The organism is Nonomuraea sp. JJY05, assembly GCF_043496855.1.
GTDB lineage: Bacteria > Actinomycetota > Actinomycetes > Streptosporangiales > Streptosporangiaceae > Nonomuraea.
Genome location: NZ_JBIEIS010000090.1, coordinates 1 through 20516, shown reverse-complemented (window position 1 = coordinate 20516; position 20516 = coordinate 1). Strand labels below are relative to the sequence as shown.

General features: G+C 68.2%; 21 protein-coding genes. 13 read left to right on the top strand and 8 right to left on the bottom strand.

What is annotated here, in order from left to right:
• Positions 1-555, bottom strand: a 555-nt coding sequence (locus tag ACFKCF_RS60520) for an ATP-binding cassette domain-containing protein (protein WP_394506433.1), incomplete at its 3' end; no start/stop codon positions are given.
• Between the two features lie 2 nt (positions 556-557).
• Complete coding sequence (locus ACFKCF_RS60515) at positions 558-1652, bottom strand: Gfo/Idh/MocA family protein (protein ID WP_394506429.1); 1095 nt, start codon at positions 1650-1652, stop codon at positions 558-560.
• A gap of 119 nt (positions 1653-1771) precedes the next feature.
• Here ACFKCF_RS60515 and ACFKCF_RS60510 point away from each other — a divergent pair, with 119 nt between their 5' ends.
• The 11 genes from ACFKCF_RS60510 to ACFKCF_RS60460 all read left to right on the top strand — a co-directional run bounded on the left by ACFKCF_RS60510 (position 1772) and on the right by ACFKCF_RS60460 (position 12994).
• A complete protein-coding gene (locus tag ACFKCF_RS60510) occupies positions 1772-2965 on the top strand; it encodes an ROK family protein (protein ID WP_394506427.1) in 1194 nt (397 codons plus the stop codon).
• 129 nt (positions 2966-3094) lie between these two features.
• On the top strand, positions 3095-4246 hold the full coding sequence (locus ACFKCF_RS60505) for an inositol-3-phosphate synthase (protein ID WP_394506426.1): 1152 nt from the start codon (positions 3095-3097) through the stop codon (positions 4244-4246).
• Positions 4243-5103, top strand: coding sequence for an SCO3242 family prenyltransferase (locus tag ACFKCF_RS60500; protein ID WP_394506424.1), 861 nt, complete (start codon positions 4243-4245; stop codon positions 5101-5103). The genes ACFKCF_RS60505 and ACFKCF_RS60500 overlap by 4 nt, the downstream gene beginning before the upstream one ends.
• An 83-nt stretch (positions 5104-5186) precedes the next feature.
• The gene (locus ACFKCF_RS60495; RefSeq protein WP_394506422.1) at positions 5187-6026 is read left to right on the top strand and encodes a sugar phosphate isomerase/epimerase family protein; all 840 of its coding nucleotides are present in this window, start codon (positions 5187-5189) and stop codon (positions 6024-6026) included.
• Positions 5962-6477, top strand: a complete 516-nt coding sequence (locus ACFKCF_RS60490; protein WP_394506420.1) for an EboA domain-containing protein — start codon at positions 5962-5964, stop codon at positions 6475-6477. Before ACFKCF_RS60495 ends, ACFKCF_RS60490 begins: the two co-directional genes overlap by 65 nt.
• A complete protein-coding gene (locus ACFKCF_RS60485; protein ID WP_355199953.1) occupies positions 6477-7319 on the top strand; it encodes a TatD family hydrolase in 843 nt (280 codons plus the stop codon). Before ACFKCF_RS60490 ends, ACFKCF_RS60485 begins: the two co-directional genes overlap by 1 nt.
• Before the next feature lie 2 nt (positions 7320-7321).
• A complete protein-coding gene (gene eboE, locus ACFKCF_RS60480) occupies positions 7322-8434 on the top strand; it encodes a metabolite traffic protein EboE (protein ID WP_394506431.1) in 1113 nt (370 codons plus the stop codon).
• Positions 8434-9759 (top strand): alkaline phosphatase family protein, encoded by a 1326-nt coding sequence (locus tag ACFKCF_RS60475; protein ID WP_394506419.1) that lies wholly within the window; start codon positions 8434-8436, stop codon positions 9757-9759. The genes eboE and ACFKCF_RS60475 overlap by 1 nt, the downstream gene beginning before the upstream one ends.
• A 151-nt stretch (positions 9760-9910) precedes the next feature.
• On the top strand, positions 9911-10825 hold the full coding sequence (locus ACFKCF_RS60470) for a hypothetical protein (RefSeq protein ID WP_394506417.1): 915 nt from the start codon (positions 9911-9913) through the stop codon (positions 10823-10825).
• Positions 10826-10900: 75 nt separating this feature from the next.
• Positions 10901-11581: an RICIN domain-containing protein gene (locus ACFKCF_RS60465; RefSeq protein ID WP_394506415.1), complete on the top strand. Its 681-nt coding sequence runs from the start codon at positions 10901-10903 to the stop codon at positions 11579-11581.
• On the top strand, positions 11582-12994 hold the full coding sequence (locus ACFKCF_RS60460) for a sigma-70 family RNA polymerase sigma factor (RefSeq protein WP_394506413.1): 1413 nt from the start codon (positions 11582-11584) through the stop codon (positions 12992-12994).
• A 671-nt stretch (positions 12995-13665) separates the two neighbouring features.
• Here the strand turns inward: ACFKCF_RS60460 and ACFKCF_RS60455 are convergent.
• From ACFKCF_RS60455 to ACFKCF_RS60435, 5 genes are all read right to left on the bottom strand, one after another.
• Entirely contained in the window at positions 13666-14430 is a 765-nt protein-coding gene (locus tag ACFKCF_RS60455) for an enoyl-CoA hydratase-related protein (protein ID WP_394506411.1), read from the bottom strand.
• Positions 14431-14440: 10 nt separating this feature from the next.
• The gene (locus ACFKCF_RS60450) at positions 14441-15787 is read right to left on the bottom strand and encodes a hypothetical protein (protein WP_394506409.1); all 1347 of its coding nucleotides are present in this window, start codon (positions 15785-15787) and stop codon (positions 14441-14443) included.
• On the bottom strand, positions 15784-17322 hold the full coding sequence (locus ACFKCF_RS60445; protein WP_394506407.1) for an amino acid adenylation domain-containing protein: 1539 nt from the start codon (positions 17320-17322) through the stop codon (positions 15784-15786). Before ACFKCF_RS60445 ends, ACFKCF_RS60450 begins: the two co-directional genes overlap by 4 nt.
• Positions 17323-18081: 759 nt before the next feature.
• Complete coding sequence (locus ACFKCF_RS60440) at positions 18082-18261, bottom strand: hypothetical protein (protein WP_394506405.1); 180 nt, start codon at positions 18259-18261, stop codon at positions 18082-18084.
• On the bottom strand, positions 18258-18509 hold the full coding sequence (locus tag ACFKCF_RS60435) for a protein kinase (RefSeq protein WP_394506403.1): 252 nt from the start codon (positions 18507-18509) through the stop codon (positions 18258-18260). The genes ACFKCF_RS60440 and ACFKCF_RS60435 overlap by 4 nt, the downstream gene beginning before the upstream one ends.
• 74 nt (positions 18510-18583) lie before the next feature.
• Between ACFKCF_RS60435 and ACFKCF_RS60430 the strand changes: the two genes are divergently transcribed.
• Entirely contained in the window at positions 18584-18706 is a 123-nt protein-coding gene (locus ACFKCF_RS60430; RefSeq protein WP_394506401.1) for a hypothetical protein, read from the top strand.
• Complete coding sequence (locus ACFKCF_RS60425) at positions 18703-18912, top strand: hypothetical protein (protein WP_394506399.1); 210 nt, start codon at positions 18703-18705, stop codon at positions 18910-18912. Before ACFKCF_RS60430 ends, ACFKCF_RS60425 begins: the two co-directional genes overlap by 4 nt.
• 132 nt (positions 18913-19044) lie before the next feature.
• Here ACFKCF_RS60425 and ACFKCF_RS60420 read toward each other — a convergent pair whose 3' ends face one another.
• Positions 19045-20382, bottom strand: a complete 1338-nt coding sequence (locus ACFKCF_RS60420; protein WP_394506397.1) for a hypothetical protein — start codon at positions 20380-20382, stop codon at positions 19045-19047.
• Positions 20383-20516: the final 134 nt, after the last annotated feature.

Genomic DNA, 20516 nt, shown 5'->3' with positions numbered 1-20516 from the left:
GCCGCGTTCCCGTAGCCGCCCGATCAGCCGGTAGAGCAGCTCGACCTCGTGCTCGGCGAGCGCCGCGCTGGGCTCGTCCATGACGACGAGCCGGGCGTTCACCGACAGCGCCTTGACAATCTCCACGACCTGCTGCTGGGCCACCGACAAGCGCTTGACGGCATCACGCGGGCCGAAGGAGTTCTCGCCGAGCTCGTCGAGGAGCCGGGCGGTCGCCTGCTCCATGGCGGCCCGGTCGACCAGGCCGCGCCTGACGGGCTCGCGCCCGAGGAAGACGTTCTCGGCGACGGTGCGCTCGGGCAGCAGGTTGAACTCCTGGTAGATGATCGCGATGCCGGAGCGCTGCGCGTCCAGGGGGTGGCCGAAGGAAACCGGCCGGCCGTCGATCTCGACGGTGCCCTCGTCCGGCGCGTGCACCCCGCAGATGATCTTCATGAGGGTGGACTTGCCGGCGCCGTTCTCGCCGACGACGGCGTGCACCTCGCCGGCCGCCACGTCCAGGTCGACGCCGGACAGCACCCGTACGCCCAGGAAGCTCTTGCCGATGCCGCGCATGCTCAGCACTCGGTCCACCCCCCGGTCCGCGCCGAGGTCAGGACGGCCTCGCAGATGGCGGCGGCTCGGGCGCCGTCCGCGAACACCGGCAACCCGTCACGGTGCTCGCCACGGAGCGCGGCGTAGGTGTCGGCGACGAAGGCGTCGAAGCAGTCGTGGTAGCCCTGAGGGTGTCCGGCCGGGAGCGGCGAGTAGGGCTGGGCCGCCTCGGACAGAATCGTCGGGTCGCGCATGAGCGCCCGCGATCCGCTGCGGTCGCCGACCCAGAGAAGCTCGGGCTGCTCCTGGTCGAACGCGAGGCTCGCCTCGGTGCCTGAGATCTCCAGGAACAGGCGGTTCTTGCGGCCCGGGGAGACCTGGCTCGTGGCCAGCGTGCCGACGGCGCCGGAGGCGGTGCGGAACTGGACGGTCGCCACGTCCTCCGTCACGACGGGCGCGTTGGTCGCCCGACTGGACTGGACGATGGCGGTCTGCGCGCAGACGCTGACGATGCGGTCGGCGGTGACGAACTCCGCCAGGTCGCACCAGTGGGAGCCGATGTCGGCGAATGTCCGGCTGGGCCCGCCGAGCTCGGGGTCCACCCGCCAGTTGTCGTCGTCCGGGCGGAGCAGCCAATCCTGCAGATAGCTTCCCTGGATCAAGCTGATCCTGCCGATGTCGCCGCGGGCGACCCGTTCCCGCGCCTCCCGCACCATGGCGTGGAAGCGGTACACGAACGGCACCGTCGCGACCAGTCCCGCCTCGGCCGCCCGGCCCGCCATGAGCGCGGCGGTCATCGCGTCGCCGGCCAGCGGTTTCTCGCAGACGACGGCCAGCCCGGCCGACAGCGCTTTGAGGACGAACGGGGCGTGGAGATGGTTGGGGGTGCAGATATGCACCAGATCGATCTCGCCCGACTCGATGAGCTCGTCGGCGGAGGCGAAGACCCTGGCAGCACCCAGTCCGGCCTCCTGCGCCTTCTCTAATCGCGATCCGGCCACCCCGGCGATCGTTGCCCCGGCCATGCGCGCGGCGCGGGCATGCACCCGGCCCATGAAACCGGTGCCGACGATCCCTACACGAGGAGCATCATCCGGTTTCCGGCTTATGTCCTTCATGTTGCCGGATGCTAGATCGCACTTATGCCGACGGTCAAGCAAAAGCTGAAGTGTAAATGGCATAATGGCGCATGAGGGATCATAGGAAGTGTGCATCTCTCGACGAAATGGAGCGCTTGTTGACTGAGAGCATGCTGACCGGCACAAGTGGCCCGGCGGCCGGAGCGGGGGCTCTGCTCTCGCTCCTGCGCGACGGGCGGGCCCGCACCCGCGCTGAGTTGGTCGAGCTCACCGGCCTGGCGCGGTCCACGGTGTCCCTGCGCCTCGACGCCTTGCTGAGTCAGCGCTGGGTGGTGCCGGCCGACGACGTGATCTCCTCTGGCGGCCGTCCGGCGACGGCGTTCGCCTTCAACAAGAGTGCGCGGATCGTACTCGCGGCTGACCTGGGTGCGACGCACGCCAGGCTCGCCGTGACCGACCTGGCGGCCACGATGCTGGCCGAGCAGGAAGTGGAGATGCCCATCGCCCGCGGTCCGGAGGCCGTGTTGACCTGGCTCGTGGACACCTTCCGCGAGCTCCTCACCGAGTGCGACCGCCGTCTCGCCGACGTGTGCGGAGTCGGCGTCGGCCTGCCGGGTCCGGTGGAGCATGACACCGGCAAGCCGGTCAACCCGCCGATCATGCCCGGCTGGGACGGTTTTCCGGTGCCCGACTGGCTCGGCGCTCGGCTCGGTGTCCCTGTGCTGGTCGACAATGACGTGAACATGATGGCGCTGGGTGAATACTGGGCCGGGCGGTCCGGGGCCGAGCACCTCATCTACGTCAAGATCGGCACCGGCATCGGCTGTGGCATCATCAGCGGCCGCAGCCTGCACCGCGGTGCGCAAGGTGCGGCGGGGGACATCGGCCACATCCGGGTGCCCTCGTCCGAGGAGAACGTGGTGTGCCGCTGTGGCAACGTCGGCTGCCTGGAGGCCGTGGCGGGCGGCGCGGCGCTGGCCGCACGCCTGCACGCGGCGGGCTACGAGACCGCCGACAGCCGCGACGTCGTACGCCTGGTGCGTGCGGGCAACACCGAGGCCATCCAACTTGTCCGGCAGGCAGGCCGGGAGGTCGGCGTCGTCCTGGCCTCCATTGTGAACTTCTTCAACCCAGCCGTGATCTTGATCGGCGGTGACCTCGCAGGAGCGGGCGAGCACCTGCTCGCCGGACTTCGAGAGGTGATTTACAGCAGGTCCCTGCCCCTCGCCACCCAGCATCTGAGCATTCGTGTCAGCGAGCTCGGCGACCGTGCGGGGGTGGTCGGCGCGGCGGTGATGATGATCGAGCACATGCTGTCGCCGGAGGCCGTGGACCAGGCGTTGTCGGCCTGACGGCACCAGTTAGGGCGAGAGCCGGCAGACTTATGCTTGACCGTCGATAAAAGGACTCTTACGATCCGCGTAATCCCATACCGGTATGTCAACTCCATACCGGTATACGCGGTATGAACAGGAGCTCCTATGCGCAAGGTCGGTGTCTGGTTCATCGGAGCACGCGGATCCGTGGCGACCACCGCGACCATCGGTGCCGCCGCAGTCAGGGCGGGCGCTTTACCGGCCCAGGGATGCGTCACCGAGGCTCCGGACTTTCCCGGAGGTCTGGTTCCGATCGCCGGCCTGCTCTTCGGCGGCCACGACATCACTGAAGTCCCCTTACGGAAGCGCGCCGAACAGCTGAGCAAGGCGGGAGTGGTGCCGGCGGGCCTGCCCGGACTGCTCGACCAGGAGCTCGACGCCGCCGACGCGGAGATCAGACCGGGTCATGTTCCCGGCGACAACACCCAGGCGACAGCCGCGGCCCGCCTGGCCGACGACATCGCCGACTTCCGCGACCGGCACCGGCTCGCCCGGGTGGTCGTCGTCAACGTCTCGTCTACCGAGCCTCCCGCCGCCCCACGCCCGGAGTTCCAGAGTCTGGCCGACCTCGAAGGGCGGCTCGCCGCGGGCGATGAGGTGCTGCCGACGAGCTCCCTCTACGCCTACGCCGCGTTCCGCGCCGGCTGCGGCTACGTGGAGTTCACCCCGTCGACCGGGCCTGTCCTGCCGGCCTTGGCCGAGCTCGCGGAGTTGCGGGCCGTCCCGTATGCCGGGCGCGACGGGAAGACTGGCGAGACCCTGGTCAAGAGCGCCCTCGCACCCATGTTCGCGCAGAGGTCGCTGCGGGTCCGCTCGTGGTCCGGGCTCAACCTGCTCGGCGGGGGAGACGGAGCCACCCTCGCCGACCCGGCCGCCCGATCGAGCAAGGCGCTCTCGAAGGACCGGGCCGTCGCCGGGATCCTCGGCACGCCCGTCGAAGGAGAGACGCACATTGACTACGTCGAGGATCTCGGGGAGTGGAAGACCGCCTGGGATCATGTGACCTTCGAGGGCTTCCTCGGCGTGCGCATGAGCCTCCAGTTCACCTGGCAGGGTTGCGACTCGGCGCTCGCCGCGCCGCTCGTCCTGGATCTGGCCCGGCTGGTGGCTCGCGCGCACGAGCGCGGGCGGTACGGCGTGCTGGCAGACCTCGGCTTCTTCTTCAAGGACCCGCTTGGCGCGGACGAGCATGCGCTCGCCGCCCAGTACTCCCGGCTGCGCGCGTTCGCCGCGGACCTGGCCGGGGATGCCTCGTGAAGGCGCTGCTCGAACTGGTCCGGGCTCCCGCCGCGCTGTCGGTGCCGGGGGACATGATGGCCGGGGCCGCCGCCGCAGGGCGGAGCTCTGCGCCTGGCCTAGCCCTCACCTCGGTGCTCATCTACTGGGCGGGCATGGCGCTGAACGACTGGGCCGACCGCGAGGCCGACGCCGTCGAACGGCCGGAGCGCCCCATCCCCTCGGGCCGGGTACGCCCGGGCACCGCGCTCGGCATCGCGGCCGGGCTGACCGGCGCGGGTCTGATCGTCGCCGCGGCGTCCGGCGGTCGCCGCGCCCTGGGAGTGGCCGGGTTACTGGCCGGTGCCGTGTGGGCGTACGACCTGGGACTCAAACGGACCCCGCTGGGACCGGCCACGATGGCGAGTTGCCGCGCACTAGACGTGCTGCTCGGCGCGGGCCCACAGGTCAGGGCCGCCGCCCCGATGGCGTTGGCGATCGGCGCCCACACCTACGGGATCAGCATCCTCGGCAGAGCCGAAGTGACCGGGGCGACGGTGAAGACAGTGCGCGGCGCGCTCGCCGCCAGCACCGCTGCGGCCGGGCTGGCGGCCGGGTCCTGCCTGCGTAACAGTTCCTCTTCGAAGGACGCCGCCGCGCGGGCGAGCGCCGCACTTCTCCTCGCCAGCCATCTCACCGCGACCATCCCGGCCCAGGCCGGGTTACGCGCCCGCCCCGATCCCGAGCAGGTACGCAAGGCCGTCCGGGCGAGCATCCTCGGCCTGATCCCCCTGCAGGCGGCGGCGGTCGCGGGCAGCGGGCGGCTGGCGGCCGCGGGTGCGCTACTCGGCGCGCTGCCCGCGGGCAGGTGGCTCTCGGCCCGGATGGCCACGTCATGACCGGGACCGGCGTGAAAGCTCCGGCCCTGAACTGGGCCTATTGCACCAACGGATTTGCCGGCCATCGACTCCACGAGGCCCTCGTGATCCTGTCCGAGCTGGGCTACACGGGTGCCGCCATCACCCTGGATCATGGCCATCTGGACCCCTACGCCCCCGGATTGACCGCCGAGGTGAACCGCATCGCGGGTCTGCTCGACCGGCTCGGCCTGAACGCGGTCATCGAGACGGGCGGTCGCTACACCCTGGACCCCCGCCGCAAGCACCATCCCACTCTCATCAGCGAGGACGCCGAGCGCCGCGTCGGATTCTTGAGCCAGGCCATGCGGATCGCCGCCGACCTGGGCGCTCCCGTGGTGCACCTGTGGAGCGGGATCAAGCCCGAGGACCTGCAAGAGGAAGCGGCGTGGGCCCGGCTGGCGCGCCAGTGCGAAGGGCTCCTCGTCACGGCCGACCGCCTCGGCGTCATGCTCGGGTTCGAGCCCGAACCCGGAATGCTCGTGGAAGACCTGGCCGGATTCGAGCGGCTGCATGCCATGCTCGGCGGCCACCCCCGCTTCGGGCTCACCCTCGACATCGGGCACTGCCGCTGCCTGGAGCCGGACGACGTGCCCGCATGCGTACGGCGGGCGCTGCCGTATCTCGTGCACGTGCAGATCGAGGACATGCGGCGAGGCGTCCACGAGCACCTGGAGTTCGGCGAGGGCGAGATCGACTTCCCGCCGGTGCTCGCCGCGCTGGCCGGCTATCGGGGGCAGGTGGCCGTGGAACTCGCCCGGCACTCTCATGCGGCGCCGCAGGTCGCCCGCCGGTCGATCGATTTTCTCAGGACGGTGAGTAAGGAAGGAAGGAGGCAGTATGGGCGAGATGGAGCCGCGGGCGGAGGAGTGGCTGGCGCGGGCGCTGTCGCAGGTCGAGGCTGATCACGGCGCCGCATACCTGCTCTTCCCACAGGCCGAACGGCGGGGCGGCACCGGCGCGCGGCGCGCGCTGCTCGCGGCGCTGCACGGGGACCAGGCGACCATACGAGCGCTCTACGAGCGGGGCGACAGCGGTGAGCGGCTGACGATCCTGGCGGCCCTGCCCGAGCTCGGCCTCGGCGCGGCGGCGATCCCGCTGGTCGAGGACGCGTTGCGGACCAACGACGCGCGGCTGGTGGCCGCGGCCCTCGGGCCGTACGGCGCGCAGTGGCTCGACGACCACGCCTTCCGCCAGGGCGTGCTCAAGTGCGTCTTCATGGAGATCCCGCTGGCTTCCATCGCCGGGCTCGACCGCCGGACCGACGTCGAGCTGACCCGCATGCTGTCGGACTTCGCGACGGAGCGGCGGGCGGCCGGACGCCCGGTTCCCCACGACATCCTGGAGAGGATCTGATGCGCATCTTCGACCCGCACATCCACATGACCTCCCGGACCACGGACGACTATCAGCGGATGTACGACGCCGGGGTACGCGCAGTGGTCGAACCCGCCTTCTGGCTGGGCCAGCCGCGGACCAGCGTCGGGAGCTTCCTCGACTACTTCGACGCGCTCCTCGGCTGGGAGCCGTACCGCGCCGCGCAGTACGGCATCCACCACCACTGCGCGCTCGCGCTCAACCCGAAGGAGGCGAACGACCCGCGCTGCGCCGAGGTGCTCACCGAACTGCCGCGATACCTGCTGAAGGACTCCGTCGTCGCGGTCGGTGAGGTCGGCTACGACTCGATGACCGACGCCGAGGAGCGGGCCTTCGAGGCCCAGCTCGCGATGGCGGCGGAGAACGACCTCCCGATCCTGGTCCACACCCCCCACCGCGACAAGGTCGCGGGAACCCGCCGCAGCCTCGACGTCGTCAAGGCGGCGGGCACCCCGCCCGAACGGGTGCTCGTCGACCACCTCAACGAGCCCACCGTCGGCATGGTCGCCGATTCAGGCTGCTGGATGGGGTTCTCGATCTACCCCGACACCAAGATGGACCCCGGCCGGATGGTGGCGATCCTCAAGGAGTACGGCACCGCCAGGATGCTGGTGAACTCGGCCGCCGACTGGGGCCGCAGCGACCCGCTGAAGACCCGTGAGGTCCGCGACGCCATGCTCGCCGCCGGCTTCGGCGACGACGACGTGGACCAGGTGCTCTGGCGCAATCCGGTCGCCTTCTACGGGCAGAGCGGACGGCTCGATCTGGAGACCGGCTCACCCGACCCGGACTACGCCGGCAACACGATCAAGCGAGGATGACCATGCGACTGCGCCACCCGGACGGCTCGACCGTGCACCTGGCTTACTGCACCAACGTGCACCCTGCCGAGGATCTCCCCGGCATCCATGGACAGCTCTCAGGTATCGCGGCGAGGGTCAGGAATCTGCTCGGCACCGAACGGCTCGGTCTCGGCCTGTGGCTGTCGCAGCACGCCGCAGCGGATCTCCTTGCCCGGCCCGGGGAGCTCGCCGGCCTGCGTGAGCGGCTGTCCGAACTCGGGATGGAGGTCGTGACCCTCAACGGGTTCCCGTACCGCGGCTTCCACGACGAGATCGTGAAGTACCGCGTGTACGCCCCTGACTGGGCCGACGCGGAGCGGCTGCGCTATACCCTGGGGCTCGCCGAGATCCTCGCCGCACTGCTGCCGGACGACGTCATCGAGGGCACGATCTCCACGCTGCCCCTCGCCTGGCGGACCGGCTGGACGGCGGAGAAGGCGGCAGCGGTCGCGGCCAACCTCGACGCCGCCGCTCGTGGACTGCGCGAGCTGGCCGATCGAACCGGCAAGACGATCCGGCTGGGCTTCGAACCAGAGCCTGGCTGCATCGTCGAGACCACCCCGCAGGCCACCCGCCTGCTCGCCGACGTCGACCGCGACCACCTCGGCGTCTGCCTCGACGCCTGCCACCTGGCCGTGGGCTTCGAGGAGGCCGCCGCGGCGGCCGGCCTCGGACTCCCCATCGTCAAGCTCCAGGCATCGTGCGCCCTGGAGGCGCCACCCGGCAGCCAGGACACGCTGAAGGCGTTCGACGAGCCCCGCTTCCTGCACCAGACGCGCTCGCCGAGCGGATTCACCGACGATCTGGGCGAGGCGCTGGCCGGAGAGCTGCCCGTGGGGGAGCGCTGGCGGGTGCACTTCCACGTACCGCTGCATGCCGCACCACCGCCACCGCTCACCACCACCGCGTCCTACCTGCGGGAAGTGCTGGATGCCCTGCTCGGCGGCCCCGCCCCGCTCACCCGGCACATCGAGGTGGAGACCTACACCTGGAACGTGCTCCCCGGCGCACCGCCGGACCTCGCCGAAGGCATCGCCGCCGAACTCGACTGGACCCGGCGGCAGTTGGCCGCACTCGGTCTGAAGGAGCTGTGATGGCGCCACTGGTCGTGATCAACGTCGTCGGGCTCACCCCACGCCTGCTGGCACACATGCCCAACGTGGTGAAAGTGGGCCCTGCCGCCGGCCTCCGCCCGATCCTTCCGGCCGTCACCTGCTCGATGCAGGCCACCCTGCTCACCGGCGCGCTGCCCCGCGACCACGGCATCGTCGGCAACGGATGGTACTTCCGCGACCTCGGCGAGGTGCTCCTGTGGCGCCAGCACAACGCGCTCATCCAGGGCGACCAGCTGTGGACCGCCATGCCCGGCCTGCGCACCGCCAACGTCTGCTGGTGGTACGCGATGGGCGCGCCGACCGACCTGCTGGTAACCCCCCGCCCCATCTACCACGCCGACGGCCGCAAGTCGCCCGACTGCTACACCCGCCCGCCCTCACTCCACGACGATCTCGAGGCCGCCCTGGGCCCGTTCCCCCTGTTCACCTACTGGGGTCCGAACGCCGGGATCGCCTCCTCCGAATGGATCATCGCCGCTGCCCGCCGCATCCTGGCCCGCGAACGGCCGGATCTGCTGCTGGTCTACGTCCCGCACCTCGACTACGACCTGCAACGGCACGGCCCCGACGGTCCTGAGGCGATCGCCGCGGCCCGCGCCGTCGACGCCGCGCTGGCCCCGCTTCTCGAAGAGGACGCCGAGGTGGTGGTGCTGTCGGAGTACGGCATCACGCCGGCCTCCCGCCCGGTGGACATCAACCGCGCGCTCCGGAGCGCGGGCCTGCTGGAGGTCTACAGCCAGGCCGGGATGGAGTACCTAGACCCGTGGACCTCCCGCGCCTTCGCCGTCGCCGACCACCAGGTGGCCCACGTGTACATACGTGACCCGGCCGACCTCGACCGTGCTCGCGACGTCATCGCCGCCCTGCCCGGCGTGGACGAGGTGCTCGACCAGACGGGCAAGGCCAAGTACGGCCTCGACCACGAACGCGCGGGGGAACTCGTCGCGGTGGCCGAGCCCGACGCCTGGTTCACCTACTACTACTGGCTCTCCGACGACCGGGCGCCCGACTTCGCGCGACTGGTGGATATCCACCGCAAGCCTGGCTACGACCCCGCCGAGCTGTTCATGGACCCCCGGGACCCGTTCGTCAAGCTCCGCGCCGCGGCAGCGCTGGCCAGGAAGAAGCTGGGGTTCCGCTACACGATGTCCGTCGTGCCGCTGGACCCCTCGCCGGTCCGCGGCAGCCACGGCCGCCTCCCCGACGATCCCGCCGACGGCCCTGTCCTCATCGGCCCGTTCGACGGCGACGCCTACGCGGCGACCGAGGTCAAGGACCTTCTCACCGCCCTCATCCGCCGCTGACCGCCCGCCGCGCCCGGCCAGCGTGACTGGAGTGGAAGGCCTGCCAACCCATGCCACTGCAGTGCCCTCTTGTAGCAACTTCCCCAGAAAAATCTCCAAGCCGCGTAATTCCCATCGTTGGATCGACTCCTTCCTGGCGAAAGGAGCTCCAATGAACAGAATCAGATTGCTCCTCCCACTGTCGTTACTGTTGTCGATGGTGGCGGGAGTGCTGGCCGTACCGTTGTCCACCTCGGCGGTGGCGGCTTCGCGATCGCAGTTCGCCTGCGATGCGGCGGATTCGCCGGACAAGGGATGGGTGCTGCCGATCTACGTCCATCAGCCAGAGCAGGACAAGTACGACGCCGATCTGGGCGCCGTGTTGAACGCCATCTGGGAGACGGACCAGACCTTCGACGCCAGCGCTCAAAGGTTCGGGATCTCTCGGAGAATCCGGTTCCTGCAGGATGGCGACTGCCGTCCCGTGGTGGCGAAGCTGCCCTTCGTGAAGGGCCGCAACCGGGCGGAGATGAGCAAGGCGCTCGGGGAGAACCTCGCCGCCCAGTCGGCCCTGGTGCGCAAGCTCTGGCCGACCAATCGTGTCAAGCCGCTGTTCTTCGTCAGGGACAACGACATCACCAACTCGTGCACGGGTGGCGGTGCCGACGCCGGCCTCAGCAATGGTGGCGCCATCCTTCCTCGCTGGTGCTGGGGCGAAGCCGGGCTGACCCACGAGTTGTTGCACACCTTCGGGCTTTCGCACTGCAACAACGATCCCAAGAACGGTAACGACCCGCTCTGCCGCAACTCGGGCAGCAAGCCGGAGTGCAAGAGCGACGCCGCGTCGAACTACCACCTCGACTCCTGCCGAATCGACGACTTCCGCTACTTCGAACCGACGCCCGTGCGGCAGCCGCCACTGGCGAAGAACTGGAACGTCGCGTTCAGCCCGTACCTGATCCAGGACCAGCCGAGCCCGGTGTGGAACCTCCGCCTCAAAGCAGTCGATAACGGCAAGTGTCTCGACGACAGCGGGCAGCAGGTGGTACAGCGCTCGTGTGCGGACGCCAAGAACCAGACCTGGTAGCGGAGCATTGACGCCGACGGCTATCTGACGATCCGCAACGCCGGAACCGGCGAGTGCCTGAAGATGGCCGACACGGTGACGACCGAGAAGTGCGTGGCGAAGGAACGGTCGCAGCAGTGGCTGCCCCAGGCGGAGCAGGAGCGGACAAGCTTCGCCAGCCGGGCCGGTGGCCGCCTGTCCGTCAAGGACAAGAATGACGGAGCTCCGGCGGTGCGCGATGCCGGAGGCACCGTCGTGGCCGAACTGCTCGGCGGCACCACAGCCGCGTCGACCCCGGCCAAGACCCCGGAGGCAACCACGGCTCCCACCCCGACCCGGACCCCTGAACCCTCTGCGGCTCCGACGACGGTCCCTGAACCGCTGCCCTCCGCTGGGCCGCAGGCACGGACCGCCAGCTTCAAGAGCTCGTACGGGACCTGCCTGACCGCCACCCGCTCACAGGCGAGCCTAGGGGCGTGCCGGACGAAGTGGCGCGTCGTGCCGGTCGCCCACGGGGCCGTTCAACTGCGATACAGCAGCCGCTGCCTGGCTCTCGGTGCGGCCCGCCAGGGTAAGCGCGCTGTCGTCCTCACCACCTGCCGCGGCACGGCCAAGGGCCAGCGCTGGCTGCTGGAATCCCAGCAGGACGGCACGGTGACGGTGAAGAGCGCGACCACAAGAGCTACCCGGCTCGTTGGTCTCCCCGTCGGCAAGTCGGCTCGCGTGTATGCCAAGGCGGCGTACACGAAGAACGCGCTGAGGTTCGTGATCAGATAGGTGACGGAGGCCACCATCGAGGACGCCGCCCTGACCCGCCTGGTCAGGGCGGGGGACAGCCGCGCCGTCGCCGAGCTCCATGAGCGGCACCACGCGGCTGTTCTCGCTCTTGCCCGCCGTCTGTGTCCAGACCCGCAGACAGCGGAGGATCTGGCCAGTGAGGCGTTCACCCGCACCCTCCGGACCGTCCGCTCTGGTACGGGCGGTCCGGAGGGGCCGTGGCGTCCCTATCTGTATGCAGTGGTTCGCAACACGGCGGCCGAGTGGGCCCGCTCCGATCAGCGGCTGGTCCTGACCTCTGAGTTCAGGGAAGATGTGCTGACGGTGGAGGCGCCGGAACCGCCCGACGACCTGGTGAGCCGCGCCTATCGTTCCCTGCCGCCACGCTGGCAGACCGTGCTGTGGCACACGTTGATCGAGGAGGAGACGCCCGAAAAGGTCGCCAAGATACTCGGCATCACGACCGGCAACGTGAACGTGCTGGCCTTCCGCGCTCGCGAGGGGTTGCGCAAGGCGTATCTGGCCGCGCACCTGGCGGGTGCTTCCCCTGAATGCCGCGAGTTCGCCGAGCCGCTGGCCGCCGCCGTACGCAAGAAGAAGGGGCGGCTTCCACGGTCGCTGCGCGCGCATCTCGAGTCCTGCCCCAGTTGCACGCGGGCCTACGGCGAGCTGGTCGATCTCAACACCAGGCTGCGGGCCGTATGGCCGATCGTCGCTCTGCCCCTTGCCATGGGAGCCATGGGCAAGGCGAAGGGTGTCTCCGCCGGAGGACTGGGCTGGGTGACGCCCGCGTTGATCACGACGGCGATCGCGGCCACCGCAGTGGTTGTGCTGGTGGCCCTGCCACCGGACCCCTCACATCCGCCCCCATCTCCACCCGCGGCCCAAGCGACCCTGACGACTTCCCCCGAGCCAAAGTCCACCTCCAAGCCCAAGATGACCCGGAAATCCACGCCAACAACCACCAGGAAGCCCACTCCGAGAGCGGTCCCTGGCACCCGGATCTCCTACGCCGGCCGTTGCATCGGTGTGATCAGCGGCCGGATCGCGACGCCGCGCTGCACCGACGCGCGGACAGCCTGGCGCACCAAGGGTGACCCTCAAGGGTTCCAGCTCGTCAATATCGTCAGCGGACTGTGTCTGACTGCGGGAGAGAAGTACGACGACGTCGCCTTCAACGGGGGCGGCATGCGTGCGGTCCGGCTCTCCCGCTGCTCTGACGCCTCCGCCCAGCGCTGGCACACACCCACCTTCTCCGATGGGGTACCGCGTCTGATCAGCGTGTCCTCCGGCATGTCGCTCTCGATCGGCAAGGAGTTCGCCGGCAAACGCCCGCCGACGGCGTTCATTCTGTATGGCGCTTACACGGGATCTCTCGACCAGCGAATCACTCTCGTGTCCACTCGCGGATGATCGTGGACTATTTCTTGTCGCATCCATACCGGCGATGCTCTCCCATCACCGGTTCATCGAAGCGTCTAGGGTTTCCTGGTCCAACGGGCGAGGGAAGGCCCGTCGAGATAGATCGTTCGCTCGGTCATGTGCTCTGGGGACCTCCCCTGGGGAAGGCCCGATGTCGGCAAACGGCAAACCGTCCGTGAAGAGCTCCAACGAGACGATGGTCGAGGTTGGCTGGATCGACTCCCAGCCGACCGTACCGGCTCTGCCCTGACGGGCAGCGGCACGCGTACGGACGACAACCTCTGGCTCGAGACCGGCGCCACCGGAAGCGACCACGCGATAGGGGCCCAGCCTGACGGGCGATCGTCTCGAACGCCAGGTACGACGCCGCACCGCCCGCCACCATGGTGGGGGGCGGTGCGATCGCGCCGGCCACCAGGTTTCCAGCTGACACGAGCGCGCCTGGGAGCTTTCAGAGCGGTAGTTGGCGTCCCGGCTGTTCGTGCGAGTGAAGGTCGTGGGCTGTCTTTGGAATCGGCAAGAGTCCCGTGTCTTGCAACTCTCTTGCCGTTCCTGCTTGGCAGGCGTATACCCACCCCTTTGCCCGTACCGCGTACTCCGGGTCGTACCGCACGGAGAGCTATCCGTCACGACTTGAATACTTTACGCATTCAAGCTGTGTATTAGCCTTCGTTGAAGGACGGTGCGCGTTTTTCCAGGAAGGCGCGCATGCCCTCTGTCTGGTCATCGCCGGCGAAGAGGGCGTGGAAGACGCGTCGCTCGAAGAGCGTGCCCTCGCGCAGGGAAGTCTCGTCTGCCCGGTTGACCGCTTCCCGGGCGGCCACGGCCGCCGGTTTGCTGAACGAGGCGATCGTGGCTGCGATCTGCGTTGCCTCCTCCAAGAGGCGGTCGGCTGGGACCACCCGGGAGACCAGGCCGGCGCTTTCTGCCTCCGCGGAGTTGAGCGTGCGCCCGGTGAGGATCAGGTCCATCGCTTTGGCCCGTCCGATCAGGCGGGTGAGACGCTGGGTGCCGCCGATGCCGGGGATCACCCCGAGCCGGATCTCGGGCTGTCCGAAGACCGCGGTGTCGGCGGCGATGATGACGTCGCACATCATCGCGAGCTCGCAGCCGCCGCCGAGCGCGTACCCCGCGACCGCGGCGATCTTCGGAGTGCGCAGCGCCGCGAACTCCTCCCATCCCGCGAAGAAGTCCTCCTCGGCCAGGTCGGTCGCGGATTTGGAGGCCATCTCCCGGATGTCGGCCCCGGCGGCGAACGCCCGATCGGAGCCGGTGATCAGGAAGCAGCCGACGCCCGGGTCGCGGTCCAGCGGCCGTAGCGCGCCCACGAGGTCGTTCATCAGGTCGGTGTTCAGTGCGTTGAGTACTTCGGGGCGGTACAGGCGCACGGTGACGACGCGGCCGGCACGATCAATCTTCACGTGCATCGTTGCCTCCTCAGGAGTCCCAGATTGCACCGTAGGCGGGGATGCCGCGGCGCTCCATGCCGTGTACGACCTGCCAGGTGAGCTTCTTGTTCGAGATGCAGATGACGGCCTCGGCACCGAACTCGGCGTACGCCGCGTACGCCAGCCGGACCATGTCGGGCTTGCCGTGTTCGGCGGTGTCCCACAGGACCGCATCGGGCTGGACGGCCAGGATCTCGTTGACGAGCGCGTCGCCGTAGGTTTTCCGGTGCCGGCGTGCCGACCACACCAGCCGGGACGGGACCTTCGCGGCCAGCAGGTGGGGTAGGCACGGCCCGATGCCGCTGCCGGTGGCCACGTACACCACCTTGGTGAACAGCGTCTCGATGTTGGCCACGCCGGCGGTGGTGATGCCCTTGACCCAAACATGCGAGGGCAGGTCGTCGATGAAGGACCCAGTCCAGTCTCCCGACCGCGAGATCGTGAGCCGGAACCCCGGTCGTCCCGGGGTCGGGACGTTGGCGAACGAATGCCACTCCAGCAGCGGGCTTCGGCTGACCGCCGTCGAGGAGCCCGCGAACGGCGTGACACCGTGGTCGAAGTGCACCAGCGCCACATGTGACGACGGTCGCTCGATGACCACCGGCACCCGCCGCAGCCGCAGCCACGGCAGAGCGATGCTGAACGTGATCACGGCCAGGACCCAGATGCCAGGCGCCGCCGCGAGGCTCTGCTCCACGGCCCGCGCGAACAGCACGGTCTGGACCCAGAAGAGCACCAGCACGGTCCAGCCGCCGAACCGGTGCGTTCGTTCGAAGAGGTCATGGAACCTGGACCGCAGCGGAGGCAGTGCCGTGACCACCATGCCGATAAGCAGCGCCACCAGCGCATAGGAGACCGCGACGGTCCCGGCCGTCGCACCGCCGCCCAGGCCCCGGACCGCGTGGTGGGTCAGCCCACCTACGAGCGCGAGAAACCAGAGCGTCCCCGCCAGCGCGCCGCCGATGTGCAGACCGCCAAAGTGGTAGACCTTGGCCAGCGCCCATCGGACCCGCAGCGGCCACGTGGTGGGCGGCCGGGTGGCGAGCCAGAAGAGCAGGTTGACGACGTACTGCTGCCGGATGATGACGGCCAGCGCGAAGTTGCCCAGCGCCGCATACGACAGAGCACGCAGGTCCACCCCGTCCCGCGACCACCACCCGCCCGAGCCCAGCCCGTACGAGAGAACAACCAGGTTCACCGCAAGGACGAAGGCCGCAAGCCGGTTGTAATGCATGAGATGAGGGTGCTTGAGGGCGCGCCGCGGCAGCGACGTCAGCTCAGGCAGTTCGACCTCCGACCGCCGTGTGACCCCTTCTCCTGCGTCGATCGTCGTCATGAAGCCACTTCCGCGACCGCCAGCCGGAGCAGGGCCTCCTTGTCGATCTTTCCTCTACTGGTGAGTGGGAGCGCTCCCACTTCGTGCACTGCTGATGGCACGCAGTAATAAGGAAGCACGGCGGCGACCGCTCTTCGGGCTGCTTCCTGTTCCACATGCGCCCCGGTGACGAACGACACGAGGGTCCGGTCGTCGAGCTTGAGCGTCACCGCGCGATTGCATCCGGGCAGCGCCTCGAGGACGGCCGAGACCGAGTCCAGCTCGACCCGGAACCCTCGGATCTTGACCTGGTCATCGGTCCGCCCCAGGTGCTCCAACTCGCCATCGGGCGTCCAGCGCCCCAGATCCCGCGTCCTGAACATCAGCCGTCCCCCGCCGAGGAATGGATCCGGCGCGTACCGTTCGCCGGTCAGCTCGGGGTTCCCCGCATATCCCGCGGACACGCACTCGCCGCCGGCCCACATCTCGCCGATCTCACCGATGGCGCACGGGCGCCCATGCTCGTCGAGCACGTACACGGTGTTGTTGGGCGTGGGCCGGCCGATGGTGAGCCGGATCGCCGCCGGATCATGGCGCTGCATCGTGTTGACGATGGTCGTCTCGGTCGGGCCGCACGCGTTGTAGAAGGTGCCGACGGCCGCCCACCGGTCGGCGAGCGCGCGGGGGCACGGCTCTCCAGCCACGGCCGCTACCCGTACCCGGCGGCAGCGCCCTGGATCGACCGTTGAGAGGATCGTCGGGGTGGCGATCACCACCTCGACGTCCGTCACGGTCTCGGCGATGTCCTTCCCCCGGATGACCAGCGTCGCGCCGTGCGAGAGGGCACCCAGAATCTCCCACGCCGCCATGTCGAACCCGATGTTGAGGATCTGCCCGACCCGCAAGCCTGGGCGCATGCCGAGGTCTCCGGGCTCGGTGAGCAGGACGTTGCAGACGTTCCGATGGGTGACGATGACACCGTTGGGCTTTCCTGTCGTGCCGGAAGTGAACAGTACATAGCAGCCCCCGGCAGGATCGACGGGCTCGAACGCATACTGGCCACCATCCCGCATGACGGCGTCGATGGGGACGCACACTTGCCCGGCACCTGCCGGGATGCGCTCCTCCGCGTCCGACAGCGTGAGGATCACCCGCGTGGCCGCCGTGGCGATGACATGGCGGAGATACTCCTCCGGGGCGATGTCCACGTCCTGCGGCACGTAGGCCGCGCCCGCCTTCAGCGCGGCCAGCAGTCCGACCACCATGGGGATCCCGCGCCGGACGAACAGCCCGACGTTGTCCCCAGGCTGAACGCCGTGCCGGACCAGCAGGGCCGCCAGCAGGTTCGCCTGGCGGTCGAGTTCACGGTAAGAGATGGCCTCGCCGAGATGCTCTACGGCGATCCCGTCTGGGGTGATCGCGGCCCACCGCTCGAATGCTCGATGGATGTACTGATGAGGAACCGTCCGATTCGGGCCCTTCCCGAACAGCTGGAAGAGGCGGCGATCCTCAGGCGAAAGGTGGTCCAGCAGCGGTGCAGACCAAGGTCGTTCCATGGCCTGCGGTCGAGTTGCGGGACGACGCTCTGGCTCGTGGCCCAGGTACCTCAAATCCGTTCCTTCGTAGGAGGAGACGAGGGCCCCATGAGAACAAATAATTGAGAATTGAACAACGCCCCATGCGTCGCTTGGAAACGTTCTGACCACTCCTGCGCCTTAGGCGGTGATGGGATGAACCCGCGATGGAGCAGGGGGTGTGCGGTCCTTTCGGTTGGGCGGCGATCGAGGGGGCCGCCAGGTGGGCGCCGGCCAGTTGTGGCCACAGGCCATGAAAGTTTCACGACACATGAGGTCACATCTTGACGTCATGAGGTGTCTGGCTGGAGGGCGGGATCCATTCCGGGCAGCCATGACGCAATGACCGCAACAGGACGGCGGCCGTGCTCGGTGCGTGCTCGTACGCCCCGTCACCCATCGTCAGGACCCGACACCGCGTGACACGCAGAACGCGTTAAAGTGGCAGGAACCGTCATCGGCTGGCATCGTGTGACACTTAATGATCTTGCTTCTAATCCGTAGGTCGTAGGTTCGAATCCTGCAGGGCGCGCTTTGATCATGGTCTGACCTGCTGTTATGTGGGATCGGATGCGTTCTAGAATTTTCGTCTAGCGGTTGCGTGCTCCATACGTGCTCGCGCGCACCAACCCCGCACACACCATGATCCATTCACCATCTCCAGCTGGTGCGGCAAGAGCAGCGGCCCCGCCTTGCCGCGAGCAGGCGGCGAATGCGGGGCCGGATGCTTAATCCGACTGTTCAGCTCCTCAGCGAAAGGAGTTTGCCTGGTTCGGCCTGGTCCGCTTCGCCGAACAGCAGGGCGGCGGTCTTCTCCGCCGCGGCCATGGCCACCTGCGGGTAGACGGACGGCGGTGTTCCCATCACGTGGCCGCCGGTGTAGTCATGCCCCGTTAGCCGCGCGATGCTGAAGTCGATCACGCGCGGCCCTTCGGGCTGAGCAGGACGTTGGACGGTTTGAGGTCTCTGTGCACCACGCCCGCTCGGTGAACGGCCGCCAGCGCGGTGATCGTGCCGACCGCCAGCCGGTGCAGGTCGCTCCCGGACAGCGGCCCGTGCCGGCGCACAGCCTGGTCGAGGGTGGGGCTCTGGATGCACTCGCTGACGATGTACGGCCTGCCGCTCGCCGTGTCGACCTCGGGCACCTGTGCCGTGCAAAAGGCCACCACGTGCGGTCTGTCAGCGCTGTTCGAGGCCCGCAATCGATCGGGACGATCGTCGAGGTGGACAGCGCGGAAGACCCGTGCCTGTTTGTCGCCTGTGGTCGGCCGTACCGACTATCGAGTCGTTCAGGGCACTGACCAAAGTGCACCGGGTCGAGGCGCACCTGCCCTCGCTCGTCCGGGTGACGGGTGAGAGCCTGTGATCCGCGTCCTGCTGGCCGTCGAACACCACCGGGGAACCCAGCCCGCCCTGATCACCGCGATCGCGATGGTCAGGCAGATCCACGGATCGCCGGCGAATCGGATCAGGCTGTCCGGCCAAAACGCGAACCCGCAGTTGTTGAACGCCGAGATCGCATGGAACACGCTCACCTCGAAGAATGCCGCCTCGGGCATGGCGCGCCGGTAGCCGCGCACCCTGTTGGCGGCTGTCCTGCGCGTACTGGGCGAACTCAGCATGGTCCACGATCTCGACGTCGAGAGGTTCACCGAGTTGGAAGTGCACCGTGAGGCCCGAGTACCTTCATGCATAAGGTCCGAATCACAGCTTCTCTGCCATCTCGATATGCAGACGGGCCAGTTCCTCGTGTTGATCAGCCATGATCGCGTGGTAGTGCATCGCTTGGAAGGAGATCGTCCGCGAGATCTCCTTGTACGCGACCTGCTGCTCGTCCAGTTCCTCGTCGTTCAGATCTACATCCTCTAGCAACTCAGCCAAGAGAGCCTGCGCCTTGATGAGAAGATCACCAACAACAAGGCCCCATTCGAGTGAGGCTATTCCCGCCTTCAAGTCAGAAGGTTTCACCTGGAAGCCAAGGATGTGGAAGATCGACCGCCGAACCGGCACGACTACCGCCTGCGTCCTGACGATCTGCTGCACGAGCTGATGCATCCGCAACGTCCCCTGCTGGTCGACAGTCACCAGGGATGTCTCCAGCAGTACCCGCACCACCTCATCGAAGTCCGCCTCGCGACCAGTTGCCCGCCGCAGGATTTTCGGCAGCGCAGTCGGCTTGAGCAGCGGAAGGTCGCGTGGAATGTCGATTGGCGCAAGGAATGCGTAGACCATGAGCAGCTGACCGGCCGCCGGATGCTGTTTCATGGCGAGCCGCATCGCCAATATCACGGTGGCAGTGACCGATCCCATCTCATATTCGCCAGGCGCAGCCTTGTCCAGCAACCGCTCGCGGCGATATCGATGCATATAGTCGGCCAATGCGATGCCGGTGAGGCGGCAGTACGCGCTTACCTGCTCCAAAGCCAGCGGCAAGCCGGCAAGTTCCTCTGCCAGTACCTCGGCAGCCTGCCCATCGCCGCCCGGATAACTGGTGCGGTGCAGCAGGAACCGAGTGGCCGCCTCCTGACTGAACGGTTCCACCTCGATCGTCGTGGCCATGGCTTCCCAGGCTGGGGAACGCGACGTGACGAGCACTCGGCCGCCACGCTGTGGCATGAACGCCCGCAACAGGTCGGGGCTCGACGCATTGTCAAAAAGCAGAAACCAGTCTGTTCGCGCTGCCAATTCGGTGACGATCGCTTCAGCCGCTTCTGCGTCGTCTACGGTCTCGATGCGCATCCGACGAGCAAGTTGTGCGAGGTCGAAAGTCAGGCTGTCCAGCGAGGACGCATCCACTCGCCAGCACACCAGGGCATCCATTGCATGGCGATGCGCGTAGGCGAGCGAGAGTTGGCTCTTACCTACGCCTGGCAAACCGAACAGCACTACGACGGCATGGCTTCCGGCTTCTTCATGCTGGCGGTAGGCCGCCTGGATGGAGTCGAGTTCGCCATCTCGGAAGGCGAACGTGGCCACGGGCGGCGGAACATCCCAAATCTGGTTGGCCGCCTGCTTTACCACATCCTGTGTGGCGTCACGCAACGGCCGGGGTTGCTGGGGGGCTCACCCCGAGGTGTGGACACCGATTGTCATGCGGCGAGCAGCACCTTATCGATGGTTTGCTGCTCGTAGTCCATCGGGCTCAGATAGCCCAGGGTGGAATGTCTCCTGCGGGT

Bases quoted from the DNA above. Each gene is read 5' to 3' on its own strand.
- ACFKCF_RS60470 (WP_394506417.1), top strand. From the start codon at position 9,911: ATGAACAGAATCAGATTGCTCCTCCCACTGTCGTTACTGTTGTCGATG.
- ACFKCF_RS60515 (WP_394506429.1), bottom strand. From the start codon at position 1,652: ATGAAGGACATAAGCCGGAAACCGGATGATGCTCCTCGTGTAGGGATC.
- ACFKCF_RS60450 (WP_394506409.1), bottom strand. From the start codon at position 15,787: ATGACGACGATCGACGCAGGAGAAGGGGTCACACGGCGGTCGGAGGTC.
- ACFKCF_RS60505 (WP_394506426.1), top strand. From the start codon at position 3,095: ATGCGCAAGGTCGGTGTCTGGTTCATCGGAGCACGCGGATCCGTGGCG.
- ACFKCF_RS60455 (WP_394506411.1), bottom strand. From the start codon at position 14,430: ATGCACGTGAAGATTGATCGTGCCGGCCGCGTCGTCACCGTGCGCCTG.
- eboE (WP_394506431.1), top strand. From the start codon at position 7,322: ATGCGACTGCGCCACCCGGACGGCTCGACCGTGCACCTGGCTTACTGC.
- ACFKCF_RS60485 (WP_355199953.1), top strand. From the start codon at position 6,477: ATGCGCATCTTCGACCCGCACATCCACATGACCTCCCGGACCACGGAC.
- ACFKCF_RS60445 (WP_394506407.1), bottom strand. From the start codon at position 17,322: ATGGAACGACCTTGGTCTGCACCGCTGCTGGACCACCTTTCGCCTGAG.
- ACFKCF_RS60475 (WP_394506419.1), top strand. From the start codon at position 8,434: ATGGCGCCACTGGTCGTGATCAACGTCGTCGGGCTCACCCCACGCCTG.
- ACFKCF_RS60490 (WP_394506420.1), top strand. From the start codon at position 5,962: ATGGGCGAGATGGAGCCGCGGGCGGAGGAGTGGCTGGCGCGGGCGCTG.